The following is a 20,031-nucleotide window of genomic DNA, read 5'->3' on the forward strand; positions in this document are numbered from 1 at the left end:
TGGACTTCGTCGTCCTTTCGAGCACACCACGGCCTGATTGATGAGTGAGAGACCCTGTTGAAACTGGTTATGGCAGAGCCCCCAAAGGGTGGACGGAAGGGGTTCTGCCGCAACCCGTCTTGGCAGAGCCCTTGTTACCGCCAGCTCCAGGCCGTTGGATGGAGGCCAGGCCAAGAGCGTAGGGAGCAACTGAATTATGGAGCCGATGGCTGCCTACGTCTTCAGGGGAGGCTGCAACAAACGCCTCCGCCTCAGGGCAGCCGTACTGGCCTTAGCTTTCGCTGCCGCAATCAGTGCCTGCGACAGCAGCGGCGGCACCCCATCTGCCGATTTGTCACTCCCGCCGTCGCCAGTTACCACGGAAGGTACCGCCACGATGAGAAGGTCACCGGCAGACAGCACCCCGATCGCGATAGACATCACCGGGCAATCGGTAAGGGGGGTCCTCCACAACAACACAACCGCCCGCGCATTGATTGATCAGCTGCCCCTGACGCTCACGTTCAGGGACCATGGCGGCCAGGAAAAGATCGCCGACCTGCCGGCACCGCTCTCCCTCGAGGGCATGCCCGCCGGCAGCGATGCTGAACCATTGACCATCGGCTACTACGCACCCGAGCAGGCACTGGTGCTGTACTACGAATATGTCGGCCATTTCAACGGTATTGTCCGGATCGGCACGTTCGAGGATCTCGCTGCAGTACGGGACCAGGGCGACGGTTTCACTGCCACACTCGACATTGCGCCATAGCGGACGACGGCGGGAGGCACCCGCCGTCGTCCGCTTTCCGTTTGTAAGCGTTGATTCCCCAGCTGGTCCCACTGGCACTTCTAGAACTGCCCGGTGGGGCCGCTGTCCTTGACCTCGCCACGCCAGCCGCCGGTTTCGGTACCGCGCGATTCGATGAAGTCCTTGAACTTCCGCATATCGGCTTTCACCTGCTTCTCGTCGATCTTCAGTGCCGCGCCTGCCTTTTCAGTAACGGTTTCGGGTGCCCATTCGAAATGGACTTTGACCTTCGTGTGATTGGCGTCCAGCGGCGTGAACCTGATGATGCCGGCATGGGATTTGCCGTCGGTGCTGCGCCAGGCAATCCGGTCGTCAGGCTCCTGGTCCACTATTTCGGTATCGAATTCCCGCTGGACACCGCCCACCTTGGTAACCCAATGGTTGGTGGTGTCGGTCAGCTGGGTTACTGATTCCACCCCGGACATGAACTCCGGAAAGGATTCGAACTGGGTCCACTGGTTGTACGCGGTCCGCACCGGGACAGCGACATCGACGGTCTCTTCAACGTGTTCCATCTGCTTCCTCCTCATGACGGGCGGCAGCAACGGCGGACCGGCAGCACGGCATCCTGCCAGTCAGGCAGCCGCCATATTTGCACGATAAGTCCGCCGGTTACCCCTGTCCAGACCTTCGAAATTCCCGGGAACCGTCGCCGTACGTGGGGGCGGGATGCCGGGGCCAACCCCGCGGTGATCAGCTCACCAGCGCCGATTCACGTCAACGCGATGGCGTTCGCGGGTGAGCCGGTTCCGCCGGTGATGTTGAGCGGTTTGATGCTGAGGAAGGCGTCCCAATTGCCGGTGCTTCGCATGTGCCGGGTCAGGGGGCCGAGCCGCCATAGTTCGCCAAGGGGCATGCCGAGTTTGGCGAGGAGTTGCTGGTGCATCATTCCGTGGTCGTTCGGTGCCGAGTTCCGGTAGGGGCTGCCTGTCACGGTTGGTAAGCATTCGAAGGCGAAATTGTCAGCGGCAAGGAGGGACAGTTGGTGGTCCCATGCCCAGGCGACGAATTCTTCGGACTGGGCAATGCCCGTGGCCCGGCGGCTGTCCCGCATCCGTTGTTTTCCGTCCGGTGGCAGGGCCAGGAACCATTCGCACCAACCGGTGTGGAGCATCAGAATGTCCCCCGCCAGGAGGCTGACGGACTGCTTCTTGAGTGCCGCCTCGATCAGGTCGAGGCGCAGGGGCTCACCGGCAGCATGGTCGATGGGGTGGCCCTGTCCATTACGGTATCCCTCAAGATCCACCACCACTCCCCTGCCGACGATGGGACTGTCCGCCCATTCCTGGATGCCGAGATCCGGCGTACCTTCCCGGATGCGGTCATCGGGGGTGCTGTTGTAAAAGCCGACGTCGTCGGCCCTTCGATGCCGCAGGCCGTCGATCTGGGTCGATCCCTGCAGGTAATAACCGTCAAGGTAGTCGTCCCGGTGGGCTGGGTGGGAGGAGTAGATGGTGTGCCGGGGAGCGCAGCGCTTGAGGGACATTCCGGGGTCGAAGGCGTCTGCCGGATAGTCGAGGCCAAATGCGGTGCCGGTGCGAATGCAGTTCCGCGCCTCCAGTACGGCGCCCGGTGTGATGAACGACGGCGTTCCGCGCGTTGGCTCCGGAAACAATCCCCAGGAGGTCCCCGCCAACACGCCCTCCCGTTGCAGCAGCCCGGCGAATGAAGGGTAGTTGCCGGCAGGGGAGGTCATCGCGCCCCTGCTTTCTGCGGCTGTTCCTGGTTCTGGTGGCGTTTGTAGCTGAGGAGGAACCCTGCGATGGCGCAGGCGGAGGCCGCGATACACATTGGCGTCTTGATGGTCTCGTTCAGCAGCGTCAGCCATGCGCCCTGGCCGGCAATCAGTGCAACTGCCTGACCTGTCACGAACACGACTCCGCCAATGAGCAGCGCTGCCAGGGTCAGGACGAAGAGGACTTCAACTGCCCGTCGGATCTTATGCATGTGGGGTTCCTTCAGATCGGCAGGATGCCAAGGATGATCAGCACGCCGATGCCGAGCAGCGGCAGGGCGTAGTGGGTCAGCAGCCGGGCGAAGGTCTTGATGGGGTCCACGTCCGCGATCCCGCACGCCACGTACAATGGAGCGCCTCCCGGCGGAACCGCCGCCTCACAGGAGGAGAAGACGAGGACGGCAACGGCTGCGGTGGTTGCCGGCACCCCCGCCGCAACAAGGGTTGCGACGCCGACCGTTCCGACGGCCGCCATCGTCGCCGTCGCGGAGAGCGGTGCTGCGACGGCGATGATGATCAGCCCAATCAGGATCGCCAGGAGCCACAGGGGCAGGTTCAGCCCGTTCAGCAGTTCCGTCATTTGCTTCGGCAGACCAGTCGCGGCAAGGGCGTTCGCCCCGGCGAAAGCGAAGACAACCGTCACGCCCACAATCCCGAACCGTGGTGCGGAATCCTGCAGCAACGCCCACCAGGCACGCCCCTGGCGGGGGAGCTTCTTCCTGCCCAGCAAACAGCCGGTGATGATCAGGACAACAGGGATCCAGACAATGACGCTCACGGCCCGGGTGACGTCTCCCCCGGTCCAGTCTGACAAGGCTTCAGCGATGGCGCCGGAAGTGATGACCAGCGGAATGGCTACAACGACGAACAGCAGCAGGGTTGCCCAGCCACGGCTGAAGGCTGAACCGACAGAAAGCCGGTGGGCGGCATCAAGTGGCGTCATCCCGCTTTTGCGGACCAGCAGCCAGGTGACGATCAGCCGGTGCAGGAAGCACCAGAGACCGCCGAACAGCAGGGGCAGGACGAGCGCGTTGATGTCCAGCAACGGCCCCACCGTGGCAGACCCGACGAGAACGAACATGGACGCGCTGAACGGGAAGGTGATACCCATGCCGGCGTTGCCCGCCACTAGCGTGGCCGCCGCGGGTTTGTCCAGCTTGGATTTTTCCATCCAGGGGATGGTGACGGATCCGACCGTGGCGGCGATGGCGGCCTGGTTATGGACTACTCCTCCCAGGCCTGCCGATGCCACGGTGGATACCCAGGCCGGTCCGCCTTTGACTCCCCCGATGAGGGAATTCAGCAGGTCGATCAGCTTATCGAGCACCCCGGTTTTGTCCAGCAGGTATCCCATGAAAACAAAGGCCATGGTTGCGTAGACGATTTCGTCGGTTACCGCGGAATAGAGCGCCGTCCAGCCGATCTGGCCGGCTGCCGAACCGGTGAAGGGGAGCACTACCAGGAAACCGAGGATCATGGCTTCCCCAACACTGCGCTTGATGACTGTGGTCCAGAGCAGGATGACGGTCAGGTAGGCGCCAAGGGCCCAGATGCCGATCATGCTGCTGCTCCTGACCGCGGCGTGCTGTTGGTGGGGATAGCCAAGTGATACCTGTTCATGATTGTGCCCTACACCGGGGTCAGCGCAAGGCGGGAACCGGCTCCCCGGCCATGCGGCTGAGGGCGGCAGCGGAGGCAGCGGTCATTTCTGCAGGTACTCCTAGGTCGGCGAGGTAACTCGCCGTGTCCTGCATTTCCTTGGAGCGACGGAGGGCATGCTTGGCTGTACCGGTCAGGAAACGGTCGATGACTGCCTGGCCGTCCCCGGCCAGCTGGCCCGCGATCTGGGTCCGGATCCATTCTTCGAGTCCGGCTGCCTTGCCGGCGTTGACGGCTTCGACGACCACTGAGGCCAGGCCCTTCATCAGGACACTGCGCAGGAGTTTGTGCGCCATGGCCTCGCCTGGTGCGCCCTCCGCGATTTCGATGTCCACACCAAGCGGGCCAAGCAGATCCGCGACTGCCTGGGCGCCGGGGCCACTGACCATGAGGGGTGTCTTCTCACCCAGCGCGGATACCGGTCCAAGGATGGCGACGTCGGCGAAGTCGGCCTTGCCGGGCAGCCGTCCGAGCTCCTGCATGACGCCGGGCGAGGACGAGGTGAAGTCCGCGTAGCAGCTTCCTGCTTCCAGGACCGGAAGGCATTCATTGGCTACGCTTCGCGCCGCGGCAGCTCCTGTCAGGACCAGGACGATGTCAGCCCCCGCACAGGCTTCGGCCGCAGTTGATGCACGGGTGACGCCGGCAGGAGTGGACGGGGCAACGGGATCGAACCCGGTGACCTCGTGGCCGGCGGCTGCAAGTGCCGCGGCGTAGGTGGCGCCGGCTTCGCCGAGACCGATGATGGTTACCGCTGTCATGATGTCGTCTGTCTTTCTCGTATTAGTGTCGGGCTGCTGAGTGACGGGCTGCAACGATGGCTTGCCGGCGGTTGGTTTCGTCAGCGAAAACTGCTTCCGCAGCTTCGGCTACCGCGGCTGCCTGTTCGCGAGGAATGACCACGACGCCGTCCGAGTCACCGATAATGACATCGCCCGGCAGAACGGGCACGCCGCCGAAGGCCAGCGGCGTTCCCAAGCGGAAGGGGCCGTTCTTGTAGGGGCCGGCGGGGGAAGTAGCCCGGGCGAAGACGGGCATGCCGATCTCACCCAGCGCTTCGGCGTCGCGCGCTGCTCCGTCCAGGGCGAAACCTGCGATGCCGAGGTTGATGGCACGCTCGCCGATGAGTTCGCCGAGCAGGGCGCGGGACTCATCCCCTCCGCCGGCAACCACAATCACGTCTCCGGGCCGGGCGGACTCAAGGGCCTTGTGGATGCCCTGGTTGTCGCCGGGCCTGGTCCATACGGTGAAGGCAGGGCCGGCCAGGAGGGCGCCGGGCCAGATGGCCTGAATGGCGGAATTTGCGACGCCGAGCCGGTCCATGGCGTCACCGATGTTGGCAGCGGGAAGCTTGGCAAGGCGGTCCACCACGTCCCTGTCAGGGCGGGGGAAATCGGCGTCGATGGTGTCGATGGCTGGGGTTGTCATGATGGTTTCTTCCGTCCGGTGATCTCGGGAGGGTCAGTCGGTTTTCTGGACCAGCGGGAGGGCCTTCTTGAAGTCCTCTTCCTGTCCCGCCCAGAACTCCTTGTAGTCTTCGCCGGGGAGGTAGCTGGTCTGCAGGCCAAGGTCGTTCATCTTCTGCACCACGGCAGGGTCTTCAATGGCCTTCTGGATCGCTGCCTCAAGCTTCTTGGCCACCTCGTCAGGCAGTCCGGCAGGAGCGGAGTAGCCGCGGGCGGTGCCCGCCTCGAGGTCAAAACCCGATTCCTTGAAGGTGGGAACGTCCGGCAGCGAGGGTGCCTTTTCGGCGGACATGACGCCCAGGACGCGGGCCTTGCCCTGCTTGGTCAGGTCCGTCACGTCACTGACGTTCGCGACGAGGATATCCACGTGCTTGCCCAGGAAGGCTGTGGTGGCCTGCGAAGCGCCTTCGGAGAAGTGCACGGGGGCGAACTCGGCACCGGTGGCTTCCTGGATCTGCGCCATGGCGAAGTGCTCGCCGGTCTGGAGCCCGGTGGTGCTGGCGGTCATGGACTTGGGGTTGGCCTTGGCGGCGTCCAGGAGGTCCTTCAGCGTTGTGTAGGGGCTGTCCGGCTGGACTGCGATGACGGTGGGGTCCACGACCTGGCGGCCGAGGGGCTGGAAGCTGTCGCGGGTGTACTTGGCGCCGCGGGAGGGGTCCAGGGGTGAAACGACCACGGATGGCGAGCCCGTGGCACCGATGGTGTAACCGTCGGGAGCGGCGCTGGTCAGCTGCGTGTAGCCGATCTGTCCACCGGCACCGGGCTTGTTGATGACCTCGACGTTGGTGCCGAGTTCCTCTTCCAGGATCGGCTGGATGAGCCGGGCCGCCGTGTCCACTGCGCCGCCGGAGGAGAAGGCCACGACGAGGTCGATCGTCTTGCCCTTCCTGGGAAAGTCGTTGGCGGAGGCGTTGGTGGCTCCGGCATTGGCACCGCAGCCGGTCAGGGCGATCAGGGATGCAGCAGCGAGGGCGGCGGCGATACGCGGACGGGTTTTCATGGTTCTTCTCCTTTGAAGGGGATGTGGGGGGTAGATCGGGGTGGTTTAGCTTTCGGGGTCTTCGTTCAATGCCTTGGGCTTGCGGAGCTTGAGCAGCGGGCTGAAGATGATCAGCAGTCCAAGGCCGATCAGGACTGCGGAAATGGGACGGCTGGTGAAGATGCTGAAGTCGCCCTGGGAGATTTCGAGGGATTCGCGCAGCGAGCGTTCCATCAGGGGGCCGAGCACCAGGGTCAGCACCATGGGCGCCAGCGGGATGTCCAGGTGCCGGAGGGCCAGGCCCAGGAGGCCGAACCCGATCATCACGAAGACATCGAAGACGCTGAAGTTGATGGTGTAGGCGCCGATGACCATAAAGAGCAGGATCAGGGCGGTGAGGATGGTGGTGGGAACCCGGAGGATGGAGGTCCACAGTCCCACCAGGGGAACGTTCAGGACCAGCAGTAGCAGGTTTCCGATGAAGAGGCTGGCGATGATGGCCCACGCGATTTCGGAGTGCTCGGTGAAGAGGGTGGGTCCCGGGGTGAGTCCCTGCTGGAGGAAGGCTCCCATCAGCACCGCGATGGTGGGTGATGCCGGGATGCCCAGGGTGAACAGCGGGATCAGGGCGGCGTTGGCGTGGGAGTTGTTGGCCGTTTCCGGACCGGCGACGCCTTCGATGGCGCCCTTGCCGAGTTCGTTGCGGTGGCGGGAGAACTTCTTCTCGGCGCCGTAGGCGAGCAGGGATGACACGGAGCCGGTCATGCCCGGGATGAGTCCCAGGCCAAAACCGATGCCGGTGCCGCGCGCCATGGCCGGGGCACTGCGTCGCCATTCCTTGGCAGTGGGAAGCAGGGAACGCAGGTTGGGGGCATGCACGCTGGGGGTGGTGCTGCCCTTGCGGTAGGACAGCAGTTCGGACAGGCCGAAGACACCCACGATCACGGCCACGAAGCTGACGCCGTCCAGGAGCCGGTCCATGCCGAAGGTGAACCGGGGTGCCCCGGCTACCGGGTCGATGCCCACCATCGCGATCAGCAGGCCAAGTGCACCGGAGATGACCGCCTTGACCATTGATTTGCCGGCGAGCGCCACGAGCAGCGAGATGCCCACCACCATCAGCGCGAAAAACTCGGGCGGGCCGACGAGCAGTCCCAGTTCACCAAGCGGTTTGGCGGCCGCCACCAGGCCCAGGGTAGCGATGGTGCCGCCCACAAAGGATCCGACGGCGGCGATGGTCAGTGCAGCACCGGCCTTGCCGATTTTGGTCATCGCGTAGCCGTCAATGGTGGTGATGGCTGAGGCGGCTTCACCGGGAGTGTTCAGCAGGACGCTGGTGATGGTTCCCCCGTAGGCCGTGCCGTAGAAGATGGCGCAGAGCATGATGATGGCTCCGGTGGCGTCCAGGTTCAGGGTGAGGGGGATGAGCAGCGCGACGCCGGCTACCGGGCCGATGCCGGGCAAAACGCCGATGATCGTGCCCAGGAGGCAGCCGAGGAAGGCGAAGAGCAGGTTCTGCCAGGTCATGGCGGCCGCAAAGCCGCCCATGAGTTCGTTGAAGATATCCACGTCTAGAGTCCGATCGTGTTCAGCAGGGGGAAGGCTGAGACGGGCAGTGCCACGTTGAGGCCGTAGTTGAAGGCGTAGAACGCGCCCACGCTGCCGGCGAGCGAGGTGATCAGGGACGAACGCCAGGCCCTGCCGCCGCGCAGCTTCAGGTGGTACATCAGGAAGAGGAACATGCTCAGCTGGAAGCCGAGCAGGTCCATCACCGCCGCGAGGATCACCAGGCTCACCACGACGGCAATGACCAGCCCGCGGTCAACGCCTTCCGCCGTTTCGCTGGGCCGCCGAAGCTCCTGGAGCAACCAGACGACGGACATCGCGGCAAGCACTGCGCCCATGGCGAAGGGGAACAGGCCCGGACCAGGTCCCAGCGACGTCCACAGGCCGAGCTCAATCGAACTGACCAGGACGTAGACGCCGACGGCGGCGAACGCGCCGATGCCGGCCAGCACAGAGGGTGCCACCCGGGCAGGGCTCGCGGGTTTGGCTGTGACTGACTCCGTTGTCATGGATTCCTTCTCACTGTGCTTGCTTTCATTCCGCGTTGGTTTATTTCACAGAATGAAACTATATTGCGTACAGAGAAATAGTGACAGCTGACACACCTACTGTCAAGCGCAAGGGACTTACATAGAATGGAAGAATGGCGATGACGACATCAACGGAACTTCCCGCTGAGGAGGGCCCCAAGGCCTCCAACATGCGCTCCCTCTCCAGGGCCCTGGAGGTCTTCGCGGAACTTCAGCGGGCCGAGCGGCCGCAGCGACTCAGCGATCTTGCCAAGGCCTGTGGGATGAGCCTGCCTACCACCCTGAGAATCCTGCGGGTGCTTCAGGATTTCGGCATGGTCAGCCAGACGGACAAGTCCTACCGGATCGGCCCGGCCGTCCTGCCGGCCGCCCGCAGCTTTCTCGAAAATGACCCGCTCGTCGTCTCCGCCCGCCCCGTCCTTCAGCAGGTGGCCTCACAGACCGGACTTACGGCGTCGCTCTATACGCGGCTCGGATTCGAGCGCATCCTTGTGGCCCGGGTCGACGGCGAGGCTCCCCTCCGGTATGACCTGCCCCTCGGTAAGCGGCTCCCCCTCACACTGGGGGCTGCGGGCAAGATCCTGCTCGCGTCCGCGTCCGACGACGAACTCCAGCAGGTGGTGACTGCGGCAATCGCAGGCGGCCAGGAGAGCGCGGCGTTGACGGTCGAGTCGCTGCGCTCCCGGCTGCCTGAGCCGTCCGCTGACTACGCATACTCAGCGGACGAGCGTGCCACAGGAGTTGTCTCGGTGGCCGTCGCCGTGCCAAACAGGCTGGGACGGCCCAGTGAGTCCATCTCGCTCACCAGCCCTGTTGAGGCGGCCAGTGAAGCGACGCTAAAAGCCGGTGTACCGGAACTCCGCCGCGCCGCCGGGAGGCTTTCGGAACTGCTTGAGGGCTCCGTCTACTAGGGGTCCACCCACGAGGGCGTACAGGACACTCGCCTGTTGTGCGTGGCGTGCGCTGCCCTTGGCCGTCCCGGATTACCCGGACACTTCTTGCCAACATGACTTTGCGCGGTAAGGCGACGGCGGAAGGTCGCCGTTCGGCACCGGGAACCGGACGTGGTTGGTGGCGTCATGGCGTCCCAGCGGCAGCAGGTAGATTTGAGCCGATGATTTCCATTGACCGGGACGACCCCGCACGCGGCGACGTCCATCAGCTCCTCAGCGAACACCTGGCGGACATGTACGCCACTTCTCCGGTCGAAAGCGTCCATGCGATGGACCACTCCGCCCTGTCCGCGCCGTCAATGACGTTTTGGACTGCCCGGGAGGACGGCGATCTGCTGGGATGCGGCGCGCTCAAGCTCCTGGATGCGCCATCCGGCTCCACGATGCATGGCGAAATCAAGTCGATGCGCACTACGGCAAACGCACGGGGACGGGGCGTGGCTACCCTGATGCTCCGCCACATTCTCGATGACGCCCGCGCCCGGAACCTCGAGCGTATCTACCTTGAGACCGGCACCGAGGATTATTTCGCTTCCGCGCGCCGCCTGTACGCCCGAAACGGCTTCACCGAGTGCCCGCCGTTCGCTGACTATGTCCTGGACCCCCACAGCGTTTTTATGGAACTCCGCCTCTAGAGAAGGTTCCGCCAACGTTGCACCACAGCCGGCCAATGACATTGACTAACCCAGCCGTAGGCTACTGGGTAGGCCGGACATGAGGGCGGCCTCGGATCCCGGAGGGAACGACGAGTGGACAGTAGTGCCGGTTACTGGTTCTTGAATGGCGATGAGTGGGGGAATGTTGCCACCGACGTGCACGCAGGCGGTGAGGGATCGCCGTCCTGGTCGGAAGGCAACCTGGTGCGGCCCCTGGTTCACGGTGCCACCTACTTCGCCCGACTGCATGAGGAGTTGTCCGCCCTGCAGGCCGGAGATCGCGTGTGGTTCACCGACTGGCGTGGCGACGGCGACGAGCGGCTTACGCCGGACGGGCCTACGATCGGCGAGTTGCTGGCGCGGTTGGCACGGGCGGGAGTGGAAGTGCGCGGGCTGGTCTGGAGGTCCCATGGCGAGCGAGTGTCTGCCCCCATGAGCAACCTGTCCAGTGAGCACCTCAGCCGCCAGATCAACGACGCCGGCGGCGAGGTGCTGCTTGATCAGCGGGTGCGCCTCTTCGGCTGCCATCACCAGAAATTGTTCGTCATCCGCAATCGTAATGATCCTTCGCGCGACGTCGCGTTCGTTGGCGGGATCGACCTTTCCCACAGCCGCCGGGACGACGCCGACCACTCGGGAGACCCGCAAGCGGTGGACATGGATCCCCGGTACGGGAAACAACCTCCGTGGCATGATGCCGCCGTCGAACTGCGCGGCCCCGTTGTGGCAGATGTGCTGAAGCTGTTCGCGGAAAGATGGGATGACCCCCATCCTCTGGACCGGCGCACACCGTACCGGATGCTGCTGCAACGCCTGGCCGACATGCCCCGGCACCCCGAACCCCTGCCGGAAACTGCGCCGCCACCGCCACCAGCTGGTCCCCACGCCGTGCAGCTGCTCCGCACCTACGGCGTGAAGCATCCGCCGTTCCCGTTCGCACCCCACGGTGAGCGGAGCATTGCCCGGGCGTACACAAAAGCATTCGGCCTGGCCCGTTCGCTGATTTACATCGAGGACCAGTACCTGTGGTCGGCTGAGGTGGCAGCCGGAATCGCAGCTGCCCTCGAACAGAACCCCGGGTTGAAGGTGATCGCCGTGGTGCCCCGCTACCCCGAGTCCGACGGTCCGCTGGGAGGGCCGCCCAAGCGGCTGGGTCAACTGCGGGCCATTGAAACGATAAGCCGCGCTGCACCCGACAGGTTCGGTGTGTTCAACCTCGAGACCAATGCCGGGACTCCCATCTATGTCCACGCCAAGATCTGCATCATCGACGACACCTGGTTCACGTGCGGGTCGGACAACTTCAACCGTCGGTCCTGGACCACGGACAGCGAGCTGACCTGCGCGGTCATCGACACCAGTTCCGGTCAGCGGGAAGCGCCGGGCGCAGACACCGGTCCTGAAGCTTCCCGCCCGTTGGCCCATGGGCTCCGGCTCCAGCTCTGGGCCGAACACCTGGGTCTGGACCAGAGTGACCCCCGGCTCCACGATCCGGCGGACGGCCTAGGTCTTTGGAATGCCGCCGCCGATGCTCTGGACGAGTGGCATAAAACCGGCAGCCGCTCGCCCCGGCCCAAGGGACATGTAAGGCATCACAGCACTGCACCTGTCTCGCCCCTTCAACGACTCTGGGCGGCTCCTGCAAACCGCTTCCTGGTGGACCCGGACGGCCGGCCCCGCAAGATGCGCGGCACTACCAGGTTCTAGGCGCACCACCAGGGCCCAGGCAAGACGGACTGACCCGGGATTCAGGCAGCGAGGCGTGTCAGGATGGCCTGTTCAAAGGGGCTAACGGTATCGGGTAGCCAGGCTGGTGGCATGAGTGGTGGTTCCCGGTCCGGGTGTTCGGCTGGAAAGTATCGGCCGCTTGGTGACGTCCAGCCAGGTGGCTGATTCACGCTTGCCTCTGTTGGTGTCCACCCCGATCGGTGTTTGAGCCGGTGATGTTTCGGGCATGCCTGTCCAAGGTTGCTGATCCCGGTGGCCCCGCCATGCTGCCAGGCCGTGAGATGGTCCGCCTCATTATCCAGGCTGTGGTTGCTGCAGCCCGGGAAGGTGCATCTGCCGTCCCGCATCCTGAGCCATCGCTTCAGTGTTTCCGGGAGCCGGTAGCTGGTGCGCCCGATTTCCAGCGGCGCTCCATCCCTCGGATCTACCAGAACGCGATAGAACGAGCTGGCACCGTCAGCAACCAGCTTCCGTGCCATCGACGCCGGGACCGGCCCCAGCCCATCGACTTCAGCGGGTTCGTCCGTCAGGCCGAGAAGGGAGAAGACCGGAACGGTCACGAGCACCTCTGCCTTAGGCGGGGGCACGTATCCCGCATCATGGTTTGGACTGCCCAGCAGCAACCCTGCGGCGATGTCTGCACACAACTGGGTGAGGGTGCGTGGTTCCTGCGGGCCTTGGAGGCCGCGGGCCTGCGCAGTTGTCCTGTTCCGGATGGCACAGGCAGTAGCCCCGGGAACGTACAGCGAGATCCAAGCCATGCCGTCCCGGTCCGGGCTGTACTCCATCCGCCGGTCCGCCGCGCTCTTCGCATGGCGTTCCTCAATTGACTCGGGGTGGTGGCGTTCGCGCCACGCCCGGACCTTCCGCCGGAACCGGGCGGGCACCAGTTCTACGGGTGCGGCACCGCGAACCTGTTCGTCGGGGCCGAAGAAGTGTCCCTCGAGAGCGGAGGCTGCCGCGGGCGTGAGGCCGGCAGTTTCCTCGACCACAATGCGGGCGTGCTGCCAGGCAATGGTGCCGGCTTCCAGGGCATCGAGTGCCGCCGGCAACGAGGTGGTCAGCGCATGGGCTTCCCCAAGGAGGGCAGCTGCGGCCCGTTCGCCGATGGTGAGCGTACACGCGACTTCTGCCACGCGGCTCATCTCCTGCGCGGTCGCCTCGTATGCGCTGGCCGGCGGCCCCTCCATCGCATCTGTGGCTTCCGCATAGGCGGCCACAAACCGGACCTTGGCCGCCGCCGTCGCAGCCTCAACCCGTGCCAACACCCCAAGGCCATCCAGACACGCTTCGGAAAACTCCTGCAACGGATCAGTATCAGCGCCGGGAAGACGGTCAGCTCCATCCGCGGCCATCGGGCGGGCAACAACACCGGCGAGCTCATTAACCAGCCCTGCCATCGAGGCGACGGCAGCCGCCAACGCCGCCGCGCCTTCCGCATCGACAACCACACCGGTCTCCATAACCAAAAGCATGACAGGGGGGTGTGACATTCTGGACTTACGACGGCGAGACCTCCCGCCACCGGAGCGCAGCGGAACCTCCCGCCGTCGTCCGCTTGGTTATAGGCGGCGCACCCGCGCGTGAAGCCTGACGTCATACAACGTGACGGCCTCCGGTTCCGGGCAGCCAACGCCCTACCCTTAACAGGTGACTTTGACTAAGATGCGCACCGCCGCCGCGAGCTCGCTCGCCGCCGCCGGTCTCCTGATTTCCCTCGCCGCTTGTTCGGCGCCGGCCACCCAGCCAGCTGCCTCCGAGCCCGCTTCCACGGCATCGACTTCATCAAGTGCCGCCACAGCCAACGCCGACGGCCCCTGCGAGGGTGTGAAGGTCATCATTGATTCGGGCGCCCTCAACCAGGACGCCGCCGAAACCTCCACCTGCGTGCCCGTCGGCGAGCCCACTGTCGCTGCCGACGTGCTCAAGGAGGCGAACATCAAGACCGAGGGCACCGAGCAGTACCCTACTGAGCTGGTGTGCAGGGTGAACGGGGTGCCAGCCGCGGACGTGGACATCACCCACAAGGCCGGCACGTACCGGGAAGAATGCAAGGGCATGCCCGCAGCTTTTGCCTACTGGGCGCTGTGGGTCAAGCCGGCCGCGGGTGACTGGGCCTACGCCCAGGAAGGCCTCGCCACCCTCAAGGTGAGCCCCGGCGAGAGCCTGGAACTGCTCTTCACGGTCGACGGCGAACCGGCCGCCCCCGCGGCATGACCTTCCGACCCGCGCCGTTACGCGCCGCGGCGGCCCTGGCCGCCATCTTCATCGCGGCGCGGGTCATCTACCGCATCCTTTTCAACGGGGCGGGAATCGGAGGGCCGGTCCTGCTCGACCTGCCGGCGATGCGGCTGCCTGCCCCGTATGCCCACGTGGTCTTCCTGGGCCCGATCACGGGACAGGGCCTCTGGGCGGCGGTTCTCTCCGCCCTGCCAATTGCCGGGATGTTCCTCGCCTTCGGCCTGCTCAACGCCTGGGTGGACGTCGCCCGCGGCTTTGTGCACCTGGCCCGGCGCGGCCCCATGCAGGGCATCGGCCGGATGCTTGTGGTGGCGTGGTCGGCGCTCCCCGCACTTTCCGACGCCGTGACCTCCGTGCGCCTGGCGTTCCGGTTACGGGGCGATAAGTTTGGTCCCCGCGCCCTGGTGCCCATCCTCGAGCGCACCCTTGAGCACGCGGGCCGGGTTGCCGCGGCCCTGGAGCTGCGCGGCTTTGGGAGCCGGGCGCAACACAGCCTCAGGAACGACGACGACGGCCCGCTTCTGGTGCGGGACGCCCGGTTCCGCATCGGCGAGGCACTCGTTCGCGTCGACGACTTCACGCCGTCGGGCGGCTCCATCACTGTCATCACCGGGCCGACGGGCTCCGGAAAGTCGACCATCCTGCGGGGCGTCGCCGGCCTCCTCTCCCACACCGACGGCGGAGAAGTTTTTGGCACCGTGCGCGTCGCCGGAGCCGACCGTGCCACTACTCCCCCGCGCGACACCGCCCGCCACATCGGCGTCGTCCTGCAGAATCCCCGCGCCGCCTTCGCCAGCACCCGCGTCCGGGACGAGATCTCCCTCGCCCTTGAGCTGCGTGGTGTGCCATCCGCCTCCGCCAAGGCCCACGTGCTGGAGGTCGCCGGGCGTATCGGGGTGACGGATCTGCTGGACCGGAATCTCAGCACCCTCTCAGCCGGTGAGGCCACACTCGTCGCCATCGCCGCCGCAGTAGTGGATCGTCCGGTCCTGCTCCTGGTGGATGAGCCCCTGGCCGACCTCGACACCGCAGCGCGCGGACACGTCATCGCCGTGCTCAACGCCCTCGCCCACGACGCCGGTGTCTTGGTCATCGTGGCCGAACACCGCGCAGAAACGTTCGTTCCGGTGGCCGATTCCTGGTGGACCATCGACGACGGCACCCTGGTACCGGGCACCGCGCCCGCGCCTTCACACCCTAGTGAGACCCGCTCCACGCCGGCACAGCCGATGGACCTCGTGCCTGTCCTGACCGCCACAAACCTCGCGGTGCACCGCAAGGGCCAGCGGCTGGTGCGCGACGCATCCCTCACCCTGCACCGCGGCGAAATGGTGGCCCTGGTGGGGCCGAACGGGGCCGGGAAGTCGTCCCTTCTGGTGGCGCTGGCGCTGGGTGAGGGAACGGTGGCTGAAAGAACGGGCGGTATAACAACGTACGACGGCGGAACGGCCGACGGCGGCCGCGTCGCCCTCGTGCCGGACGCCTCGGACGACCTCTTCACCAGGGATACGGTCGCAGGCGAGCTTCGTGCGGCGGAACGGCGCCTTGCCCGCCGAAAGAATGGAGGACCGCTTAGACCAGGCTATGCAGCTGCCCACCTCGCCCGCTTACGGGGCGACGTCAGCATTCCCGTTGGCCACGAGCACCCCCGGGACCTCTCTGCGGGAGAGCGCCGGATCCTCGCCATCGCGCTGCAGACCATCGACGATCCCCAGGTCCTCCTGATCGACGAGCCCACCCGCGGACTCGATCCTGCGGCACGCACGGCAGTCGCCTCAGCACTGCGGGCCGCCGCGGATACAGGAGCGGCCGTCCTGATCGCCACGCACGACCACGACTTCGCCCACGGCCTCGGTGCCCGGATCCTCCCGATGCGTGACGGCGTCGCGCCCTCTGCTTTCGAGGACAACACGCCGGAACCGGCCCCTCTGCTTCTCCGGAAGGCAGGTGCCGGACCAAAACCAGGGGAAGGTGACGAGCAACCAGACTCCCCAAGCAAGGAGGAAAGGCAGCACCGCGTTCGGATGCCGCGGGGCGTCGAGCTCGCCGTCCTCGCAGCAGCCAACCTCCTGGCCCTCGCAGCCTTTTGTTGGCCGCTGCTCGCCGCGGCCCTTCCCCAGGATGCCGCGGCAGCCCTCCCCTACGCGGCGTTGGCCGTCGCACCCATCGCCGCGGTCGCCGTCGTGGTGTCCCTGGACGGCTCCGTCCGCTCGGCACACACGGTGGCGTTGCTCGGCGTTCTGGCCGCGGTAGGTTCCGCGGTGCGGTTGGCGAGCACCGGCGTCGGGGGCGTGGAAGCGGTCTTTATCCTGCTGATCCTGGCCGGGCGGGCATTCGGTCCGCGGTTCGGCCTGCTTCTCGGCGCTGCCACCATCGCCGTCTCCAGCGTTTTGTGGGGTGGCATCGGGCCCTGGACCCCGTTCCAGATCTTCGCCTGTGCGTGGGTGGGCGCGGGGGCGGGCCTGCTCCCCCGCGCAGTGCGGGGGCGGGCAGAACTGTGGATGCTGTGCGGCTACGGCGCGGTGGCGTCCTACCTGTTCGGCCTGCTGACCAACCTGTGGTTCTGGCCCTTCGCGGTGGGTGCGGGCACGGGCATTTCGTACGAGCCCGGCGCGCCGCTGGCTACCAACCTCAGCAGCTTCCTGCTGTACTCGCTGGTGACGTCGACGGCGGGCTGGGACACCCTGCGTGCCGTCACCACGATCATCGGCATCGTTGTGGTGGGGCGGGCCGTCCTCGCCGCGTTCCGGCGGGTGAAGCCGGTCTCCAGTGCGGGCGGAAGACCAGGCGGCCACACGGTGCAGGGGCACTCCGATCAGTCCAGGGACCGGGTTGACCTCGGGGTCTGAGGACACCGCGGGAAATCCAACCCGCACGCTGCGACGATGAGCTGCCGATGGCGATGAGACGCCGATAACGCCCGCCATCCACCATGCTGCAGGGTGCGCCACCACGGTATTGCCCATAGTCTGGCCAAGTGGCTACAAAGACTGTGAAACCCGGCGAACAGGTCGACAGGCAGTCGCGCATCCTCGAAGCGGCGCTGGATCTGCTGTCGCGCCACGGTATTTCGGGAGTCAGTATGCGGGCCGTGGCCCGTGAGGCCGGCGTTGCTCTCGGGCTGGTGAACTACTACTACGAAGACAAGCTGAGCCTGATCCGTGCAGCTCTGCACCGGATAGACCAGCATGACCTGATGCTGGTCACGCCCGACCCCGACTCCTCCCCCGGCGAGCAGCTGAAGACGGCCCTGCAGCGGGTCGCGGGCCCGGAATTCCTTACCATGCAGTACCTGTCCCTGCGGCTCCACCTATGGGCCTTGGCGCAAGCCCATGAAGACTTCGCCTCAATCAACGCCGCAGCGTTTGAACGCTACCTCCAAGGGCTCGCGGCGTTGATCGGCAATGCCAGGCCCGAGCTTTCCAATGAAGCATGCAGGGAGCGGGCAGCAGACATCGTCGTCGTGCAAAACGGGATGTGGCTCACCGCGCTCCTTGGTGTGGACAAGGATTCCATCCGGCGGAGCATCGAACGGACCGAAGAGATCGCCTTCGCCCTTTAGCAGCCTGCTTTACCCTCTTTCGCGGATGGAAGTGTGGATGGAACCGATCGGCACTTCCATGGCTGCGCCCTTCCGTGCGGTTCCCGCGTTCATGACAGCCGCCCGTCATATTCGATGGCCGGGAGCGGCTTTTCCCCTTCATGTCATGGCGCGATGTTTCATCCGCGTTAAGTATTGAACGTTTGTCCAGTCGGACTATTGAACACTCGTTCAACGTCCACTACTGTGCATGAGTATGACGTACACCACACCTCAAAGATTTCCGGCACCGCGTTGAGTCAGCGCTGACGCATCAGCAGTTCCGCATCCACCACTTCAGGGATTTCCAACACTTGCCCGGTATCGCGGCGCATCGCCGCTTCCGGAAGAAGGACCACCAGCCCTCAGCGGCTGGCCTGCACCAGGTAGAAAGAGAGTTTCCAGCATGACAAAAACCCACTACGACTATGTCATCGTCGGCGGCGGAAGCGCGGGCTCCGTGCTCGCCAACCGCTTGAGCGAAGGGGGCAACAGCAGCGTCCTGGTTCTCGAGGCCGGACGCAGCGACTACCCCTGGGACCTGTTCATCCAGATGCCTGCCGCGCTGACCTTCCCCAGCGGCAACCCGCTGTATGACTGGCGCTACGAATCAGACCCGGAACCCTTCATGGGCGGCCGCCGCGTGGCACACGCCCGCGGCAAGGTCCTGGGCGGCTCCAGCTCCATCAACGGCATGATCTTCCAGCGCGGCAACCCCCTCGATTACGAGCGCTGGGGCGCCGACGCCGGCATGGATACCTGGGATTTCGCGCACTGCCTGCCCTACTTCAACAAGATGGAAAACGCGCTGGCAGCGGACCCGGATGACGAACTGCGCGGCCACGACGGCCCGCTCGTCCTGGAACGCGGCCCGGCCACCAACCCGCTCTTCCAGGCTTTCTTTAAGGCCGCCCAGGAAGCCGGCTACCCCGTGACCGACGACGTCAACGGCTACCGCCAGGAAGGCTTCGCGGCCTTCGACCGCAACGTCCACAAGGGCCAGCGCCTCTCGGCATCCCGGGCACACATCCGCCCCAATACCGGCCGTCCGAACCTCACCGTCCTCACCCGGGCGATGGTCACCAAGGTCAACTTCAAGGGCACGGTAGCCACCGGCGTCACGTACCGCCGCAACGGCCAGACCCACGTGGTGAACGCCGGCGAGGTCATCCTGTCCGGCGGCGCCATCAACACCCCGCAGCTGCTGCAGCTCTCCGGCGTGGGCGAAGCCGGGCACCTCAGCTCCCTCGGAATCAACCCCGTGGTCAACCTTCCCGGCGTCGGCGAGAACCTGCAGGACCACCTGGAGGTCTACATCCAGCACGCCTGCACCCAGCCGGTGTCCATGCAGCCCAACCTGGACCTCTGGCGCTACCCGCTCATCGGCCTGCAGTGGCTCCTGGGACGCAAGGGCCCCGCTGCCACGAACCACTTCGAAGGCGGCGGGTTCGTCCGTTCCAACGAGGACGTGGCCTACCCCAACCTGATGTTCCACTTCCTGCCCGTGGCAGTGCGCTACGACGGGCAGAAGGCGGACGCCAAGCATGGCTACCAGGTGCACATCGGCCCCATGTACTCCGACGCCCGCGGCACCCTGAAGATCAAGTCCACGGACCCCACCGTCCACCCCTCCATGCTCTTCAACTACCTCTCCACGGAGCAGGACCGGCGCGAATGGGTGGAGGCCATCCACGTGGCCCGCGACATCCTGGGCCAGTCCGCCATGACGCCCTTCAACGGCGGGGAGCTTTCACCCGGGCAGAGCGTCCGCACCGACGCCGAAATCCTGGACTGGGTGGCCCGCGACGCGGAAACCGCCCTGCACCCCTCCTGCACCGCCAAGATGGGCCCGGAGTCCGATCCGATGGCCGTGGTGAACCCGCTCGACATGTCCGTCCACGGAACGCAGGGCCTCCGGGTTGTGGACGCCTCGGCCATGCCCTACGTGACCAACGGCAACATCTACGCCCCCGTCATGATGCTCGCCGAAAAGGCCGCCGACCTGATCGCAGGGAAGGCCCCGCTGGCACCGCAGCATGCCGAGTTCTACCGGCACGGGATCAGCCCGCTGGAGCGTAACGGAACCGCTGCTGCAGCTGCCCCTGCGGTAAAGGCATAGGCATGATTGATGGACTGGAAAAGGAGAAA

General features: G+C 65.5%; 18 protein-coding genes. 8 read left to right on the forward strand and 10 right to left on the reverse strand.

What is annotated here, in order from left to right; translation table 11 throughout:
• Positions 1-376 precede the first annotated feature (376 nt).
• Positions 377-751: a cyclophilin-like fold protein gene (locus tag M1D32_RS16500; RefSeq protein WP_458779693.1), complete on the forward strand. Its 375-nt coding sequence runs from the start codon at positions 377-379 to the stop codon at positions 749-751.
• An 80-nt stretch (positions 752-831) separates the two neighbouring features.
• On the opposite strand, the gene M1D32_RS16505 is transcribed toward M1D32_RS16500, so the two are convergent.
• The 9 genes from M1D32_RS16505 to M1D32_RS16545 all read right to left on the reverse strand — a co-directional run bounded on the left by M1D32_RS16505 (position 832) and on the right by M1D32_RS16545 (position 8,704).
• Positions 832-1,305 (reverse strand): SRPBCC family protein, encoded by a 474-nt coding sequence (locus tag M1D32_RS16505; RefSeq protein WP_458779694.1) that lies wholly within the window; start codon positions 1,303-1,305, stop codon positions 832-834.
• 197 nt (positions 1,306-1,502) lie between these two features.
• Positions 1,503-2,486, reverse strand: a complete 984-nt coding sequence (locus M1D32_RS16510) for a cyclase family protein (protein ID WP_458779695.1) — start codon at positions 2,484-2,486, stop codon at positions 1,503-1,505.
• Positions 2,483-2,737, reverse strand: a complete 255-nt coding sequence (locus M1D32_RS16515) for a hypothetical protein (RefSeq protein ID WP_458779696.1) — start codon at positions 2,735-2,737, stop codon at positions 2,483-2,485. Before M1D32_RS16515 ends, M1D32_RS16510 begins: the two co-directional genes overlap by 4 nt.
• 11 nt (positions 2,738-2,748) lie before the next feature.
• Complete coding sequence (locus tag M1D32_RS16520) at positions 2,749-4,086, reverse strand: TRAP transporter large permease subunit (RefSeq protein ID WP_458779697.1); 1,338 nt, start codon at positions 4,084-4,086, stop codon at positions 2,749-2,751.
• Between the two features lie 79 nt (positions 4,087-4,165).
• Positions 4,166-4,945 (reverse strand): NAD(P)-dependent oxidoreductase, encoded by a 780-nt coding sequence (locus M1D32_RS16525; RefSeq protein WP_458779698.1) that lies wholly within the window; start codon positions 4,943-4,945, stop codon positions 4,166-4,168.
• Between the two features lie 22 nt (positions 4,946-4,967).
• The gene (locus M1D32_RS16530; RefSeq protein ID WP_458779699.1) at positions 4,968-5,612 is read right to left on the reverse strand and encodes an RraA family protein; all 645 of its coding nucleotides are present in this window, start codon (positions 5,610-5,612) and stop codon (positions 4,968-4,970) included.
• Between the two features lie 33 nt (positions 5,613-5,645).
• Complete coding sequence (locus M1D32_RS16535) at positions 5,646-6,650, reverse strand: tripartite tricarboxylate transporter substrate binding protein (RefSeq protein WP_458779700.1); 1,005 nt, start codon at positions 6,648-6,650, stop codon at positions 5,646-5,648.
• A 45-nt stretch (positions 6,651-6,695) separates the two neighbouring features.
• Positions 6,696-8,198, reverse strand: coding sequence for a tripartite tricarboxylate transporter permease (locus M1D32_RS16540; protein WP_458779701.1), 1,503 nt, complete (start codon positions 8,196-8,198; stop codon positions 6,696-6,698).
• A gap of 2 nt (positions 8,199-8,200) precedes the next feature.
• Positions 8,201-8,704, reverse strand: a complete 504-nt coding sequence (locus M1D32_RS16545) for a tripartite tricarboxylate transporter TctB family protein (protein WP_458779702.1) — start codon at positions 8,702-8,704, stop codon at positions 8,201-8,203.
• A gap of 134 nt (positions 8,705-8,838) precedes the next feature.
• On the opposite strand from M1D32_RS16545, the gene M1D32_RS16550 reads away from it, so the two are divergent.
• The 3 genes from M1D32_RS16550 (at position 8,839) to M1D32_RS16560 (ending at position 12,041) form a co-directional block, all read left to right on the forward strand.
• Positions 8,839-9,636 carry an IclR family transcriptional regulator gene (locus M1D32_RS16550; protein ID WP_458779703.1) on the forward strand — a complete coding sequence of 266 codons (798 nt, stop codon included), beginning with the start codon at positions 8,839-8,841 and terminating at the stop codon, positions 9,634-9,636.
• Between the two features lie 203 nt (positions 9,637-9,839).
• Positions 9,840-10,313 carry a GNAT family N-acetyltransferase gene (locus M1D32_RS16555; RefSeq protein WP_458779704.1) on the forward strand — a complete coding sequence of 158 codons (474 nt, stop codon included), beginning with the start codon at positions 9,840-9,842 and terminating at the stop codon, positions 10,311-10,313.
• Between the two features lie 114 nt (positions 10,314-10,427).
• Entirely contained in the window at positions 10,428-12,041 is a 1,614-nt protein-coding gene (locus M1D32_RS16560; RefSeq protein WP_458779705.1) for a phospholipase D family protein, read from the forward strand.
• Between the two features lie 41 nt (positions 12,042-12,082).
• Here the strand turns inward: M1D32_RS16560 and M1D32_RS16565 are convergent, their stop codons facing one another.
• Entirely contained in the window at positions 12,083-13,525 is a 1,443-nt protein-coding gene (locus M1D32_RS16565; RefSeq protein ID WP_458779706.1) for an HNH endonuclease signature motif containing protein, read from the reverse strand.
• A gap of 187 nt (positions 13,526-13,712) precedes the next feature.
• On the opposite strand from M1D32_RS16565, the gene M1D32_RS16570 reads away from it, so the two are divergent.
• The 4 genes from M1D32_RS16570 (at position 13,713) to betA (ending at position 20,002) form a co-directional block, all read left to right on the forward strand.
• On the forward strand, positions 13,713-14,279 hold the full coding sequence (locus M1D32_RS16570) for a hypothetical protein (RefSeq protein ID WP_458779707.1): 567 nt from the start codon (positions 13,713-13,715) through the stop codon (positions 14,277-14,279).
• Positions 14,276-17,152 (forward strand): ATP-binding cassette domain-containing protein, encoded by a 2,877-nt coding sequence (locus M1D32_RS16575; protein WP_458779708.1) that lies wholly within the window; start codon positions 14,276-14,278, stop codon positions 17,150-17,152. The genes M1D32_RS16570 and M1D32_RS16575 overlap by 4 nt, the downstream gene beginning before the upstream one ends.
• Before the next feature lie 128 nt (positions 17,153-17,280).
• Entirely contained in the window at positions 17,281-17,865 is a 585-nt protein-coding gene (locus tag M1D32_RS16580; protein ID WP_458779709.1) for a TetR/AcrR family transcriptional regulator, read from the forward strand.
• A 424-nt stretch (positions 17,866-18,289) separates the two neighbouring features.
• Entirely contained in the window at positions 18,290-20,002 is a 1,713-nt protein-coding gene (gene betA / locus M1D32_RS16585; RefSeq protein WP_458779710.1) for a choline dehydrogenase, read from the forward strand.
• Positions 20,003-20,031 lie beyond the last annotated feature (29 nt).

This window comes from Arthrobacter sp. D3-16 (assembly GCF_054408515.1).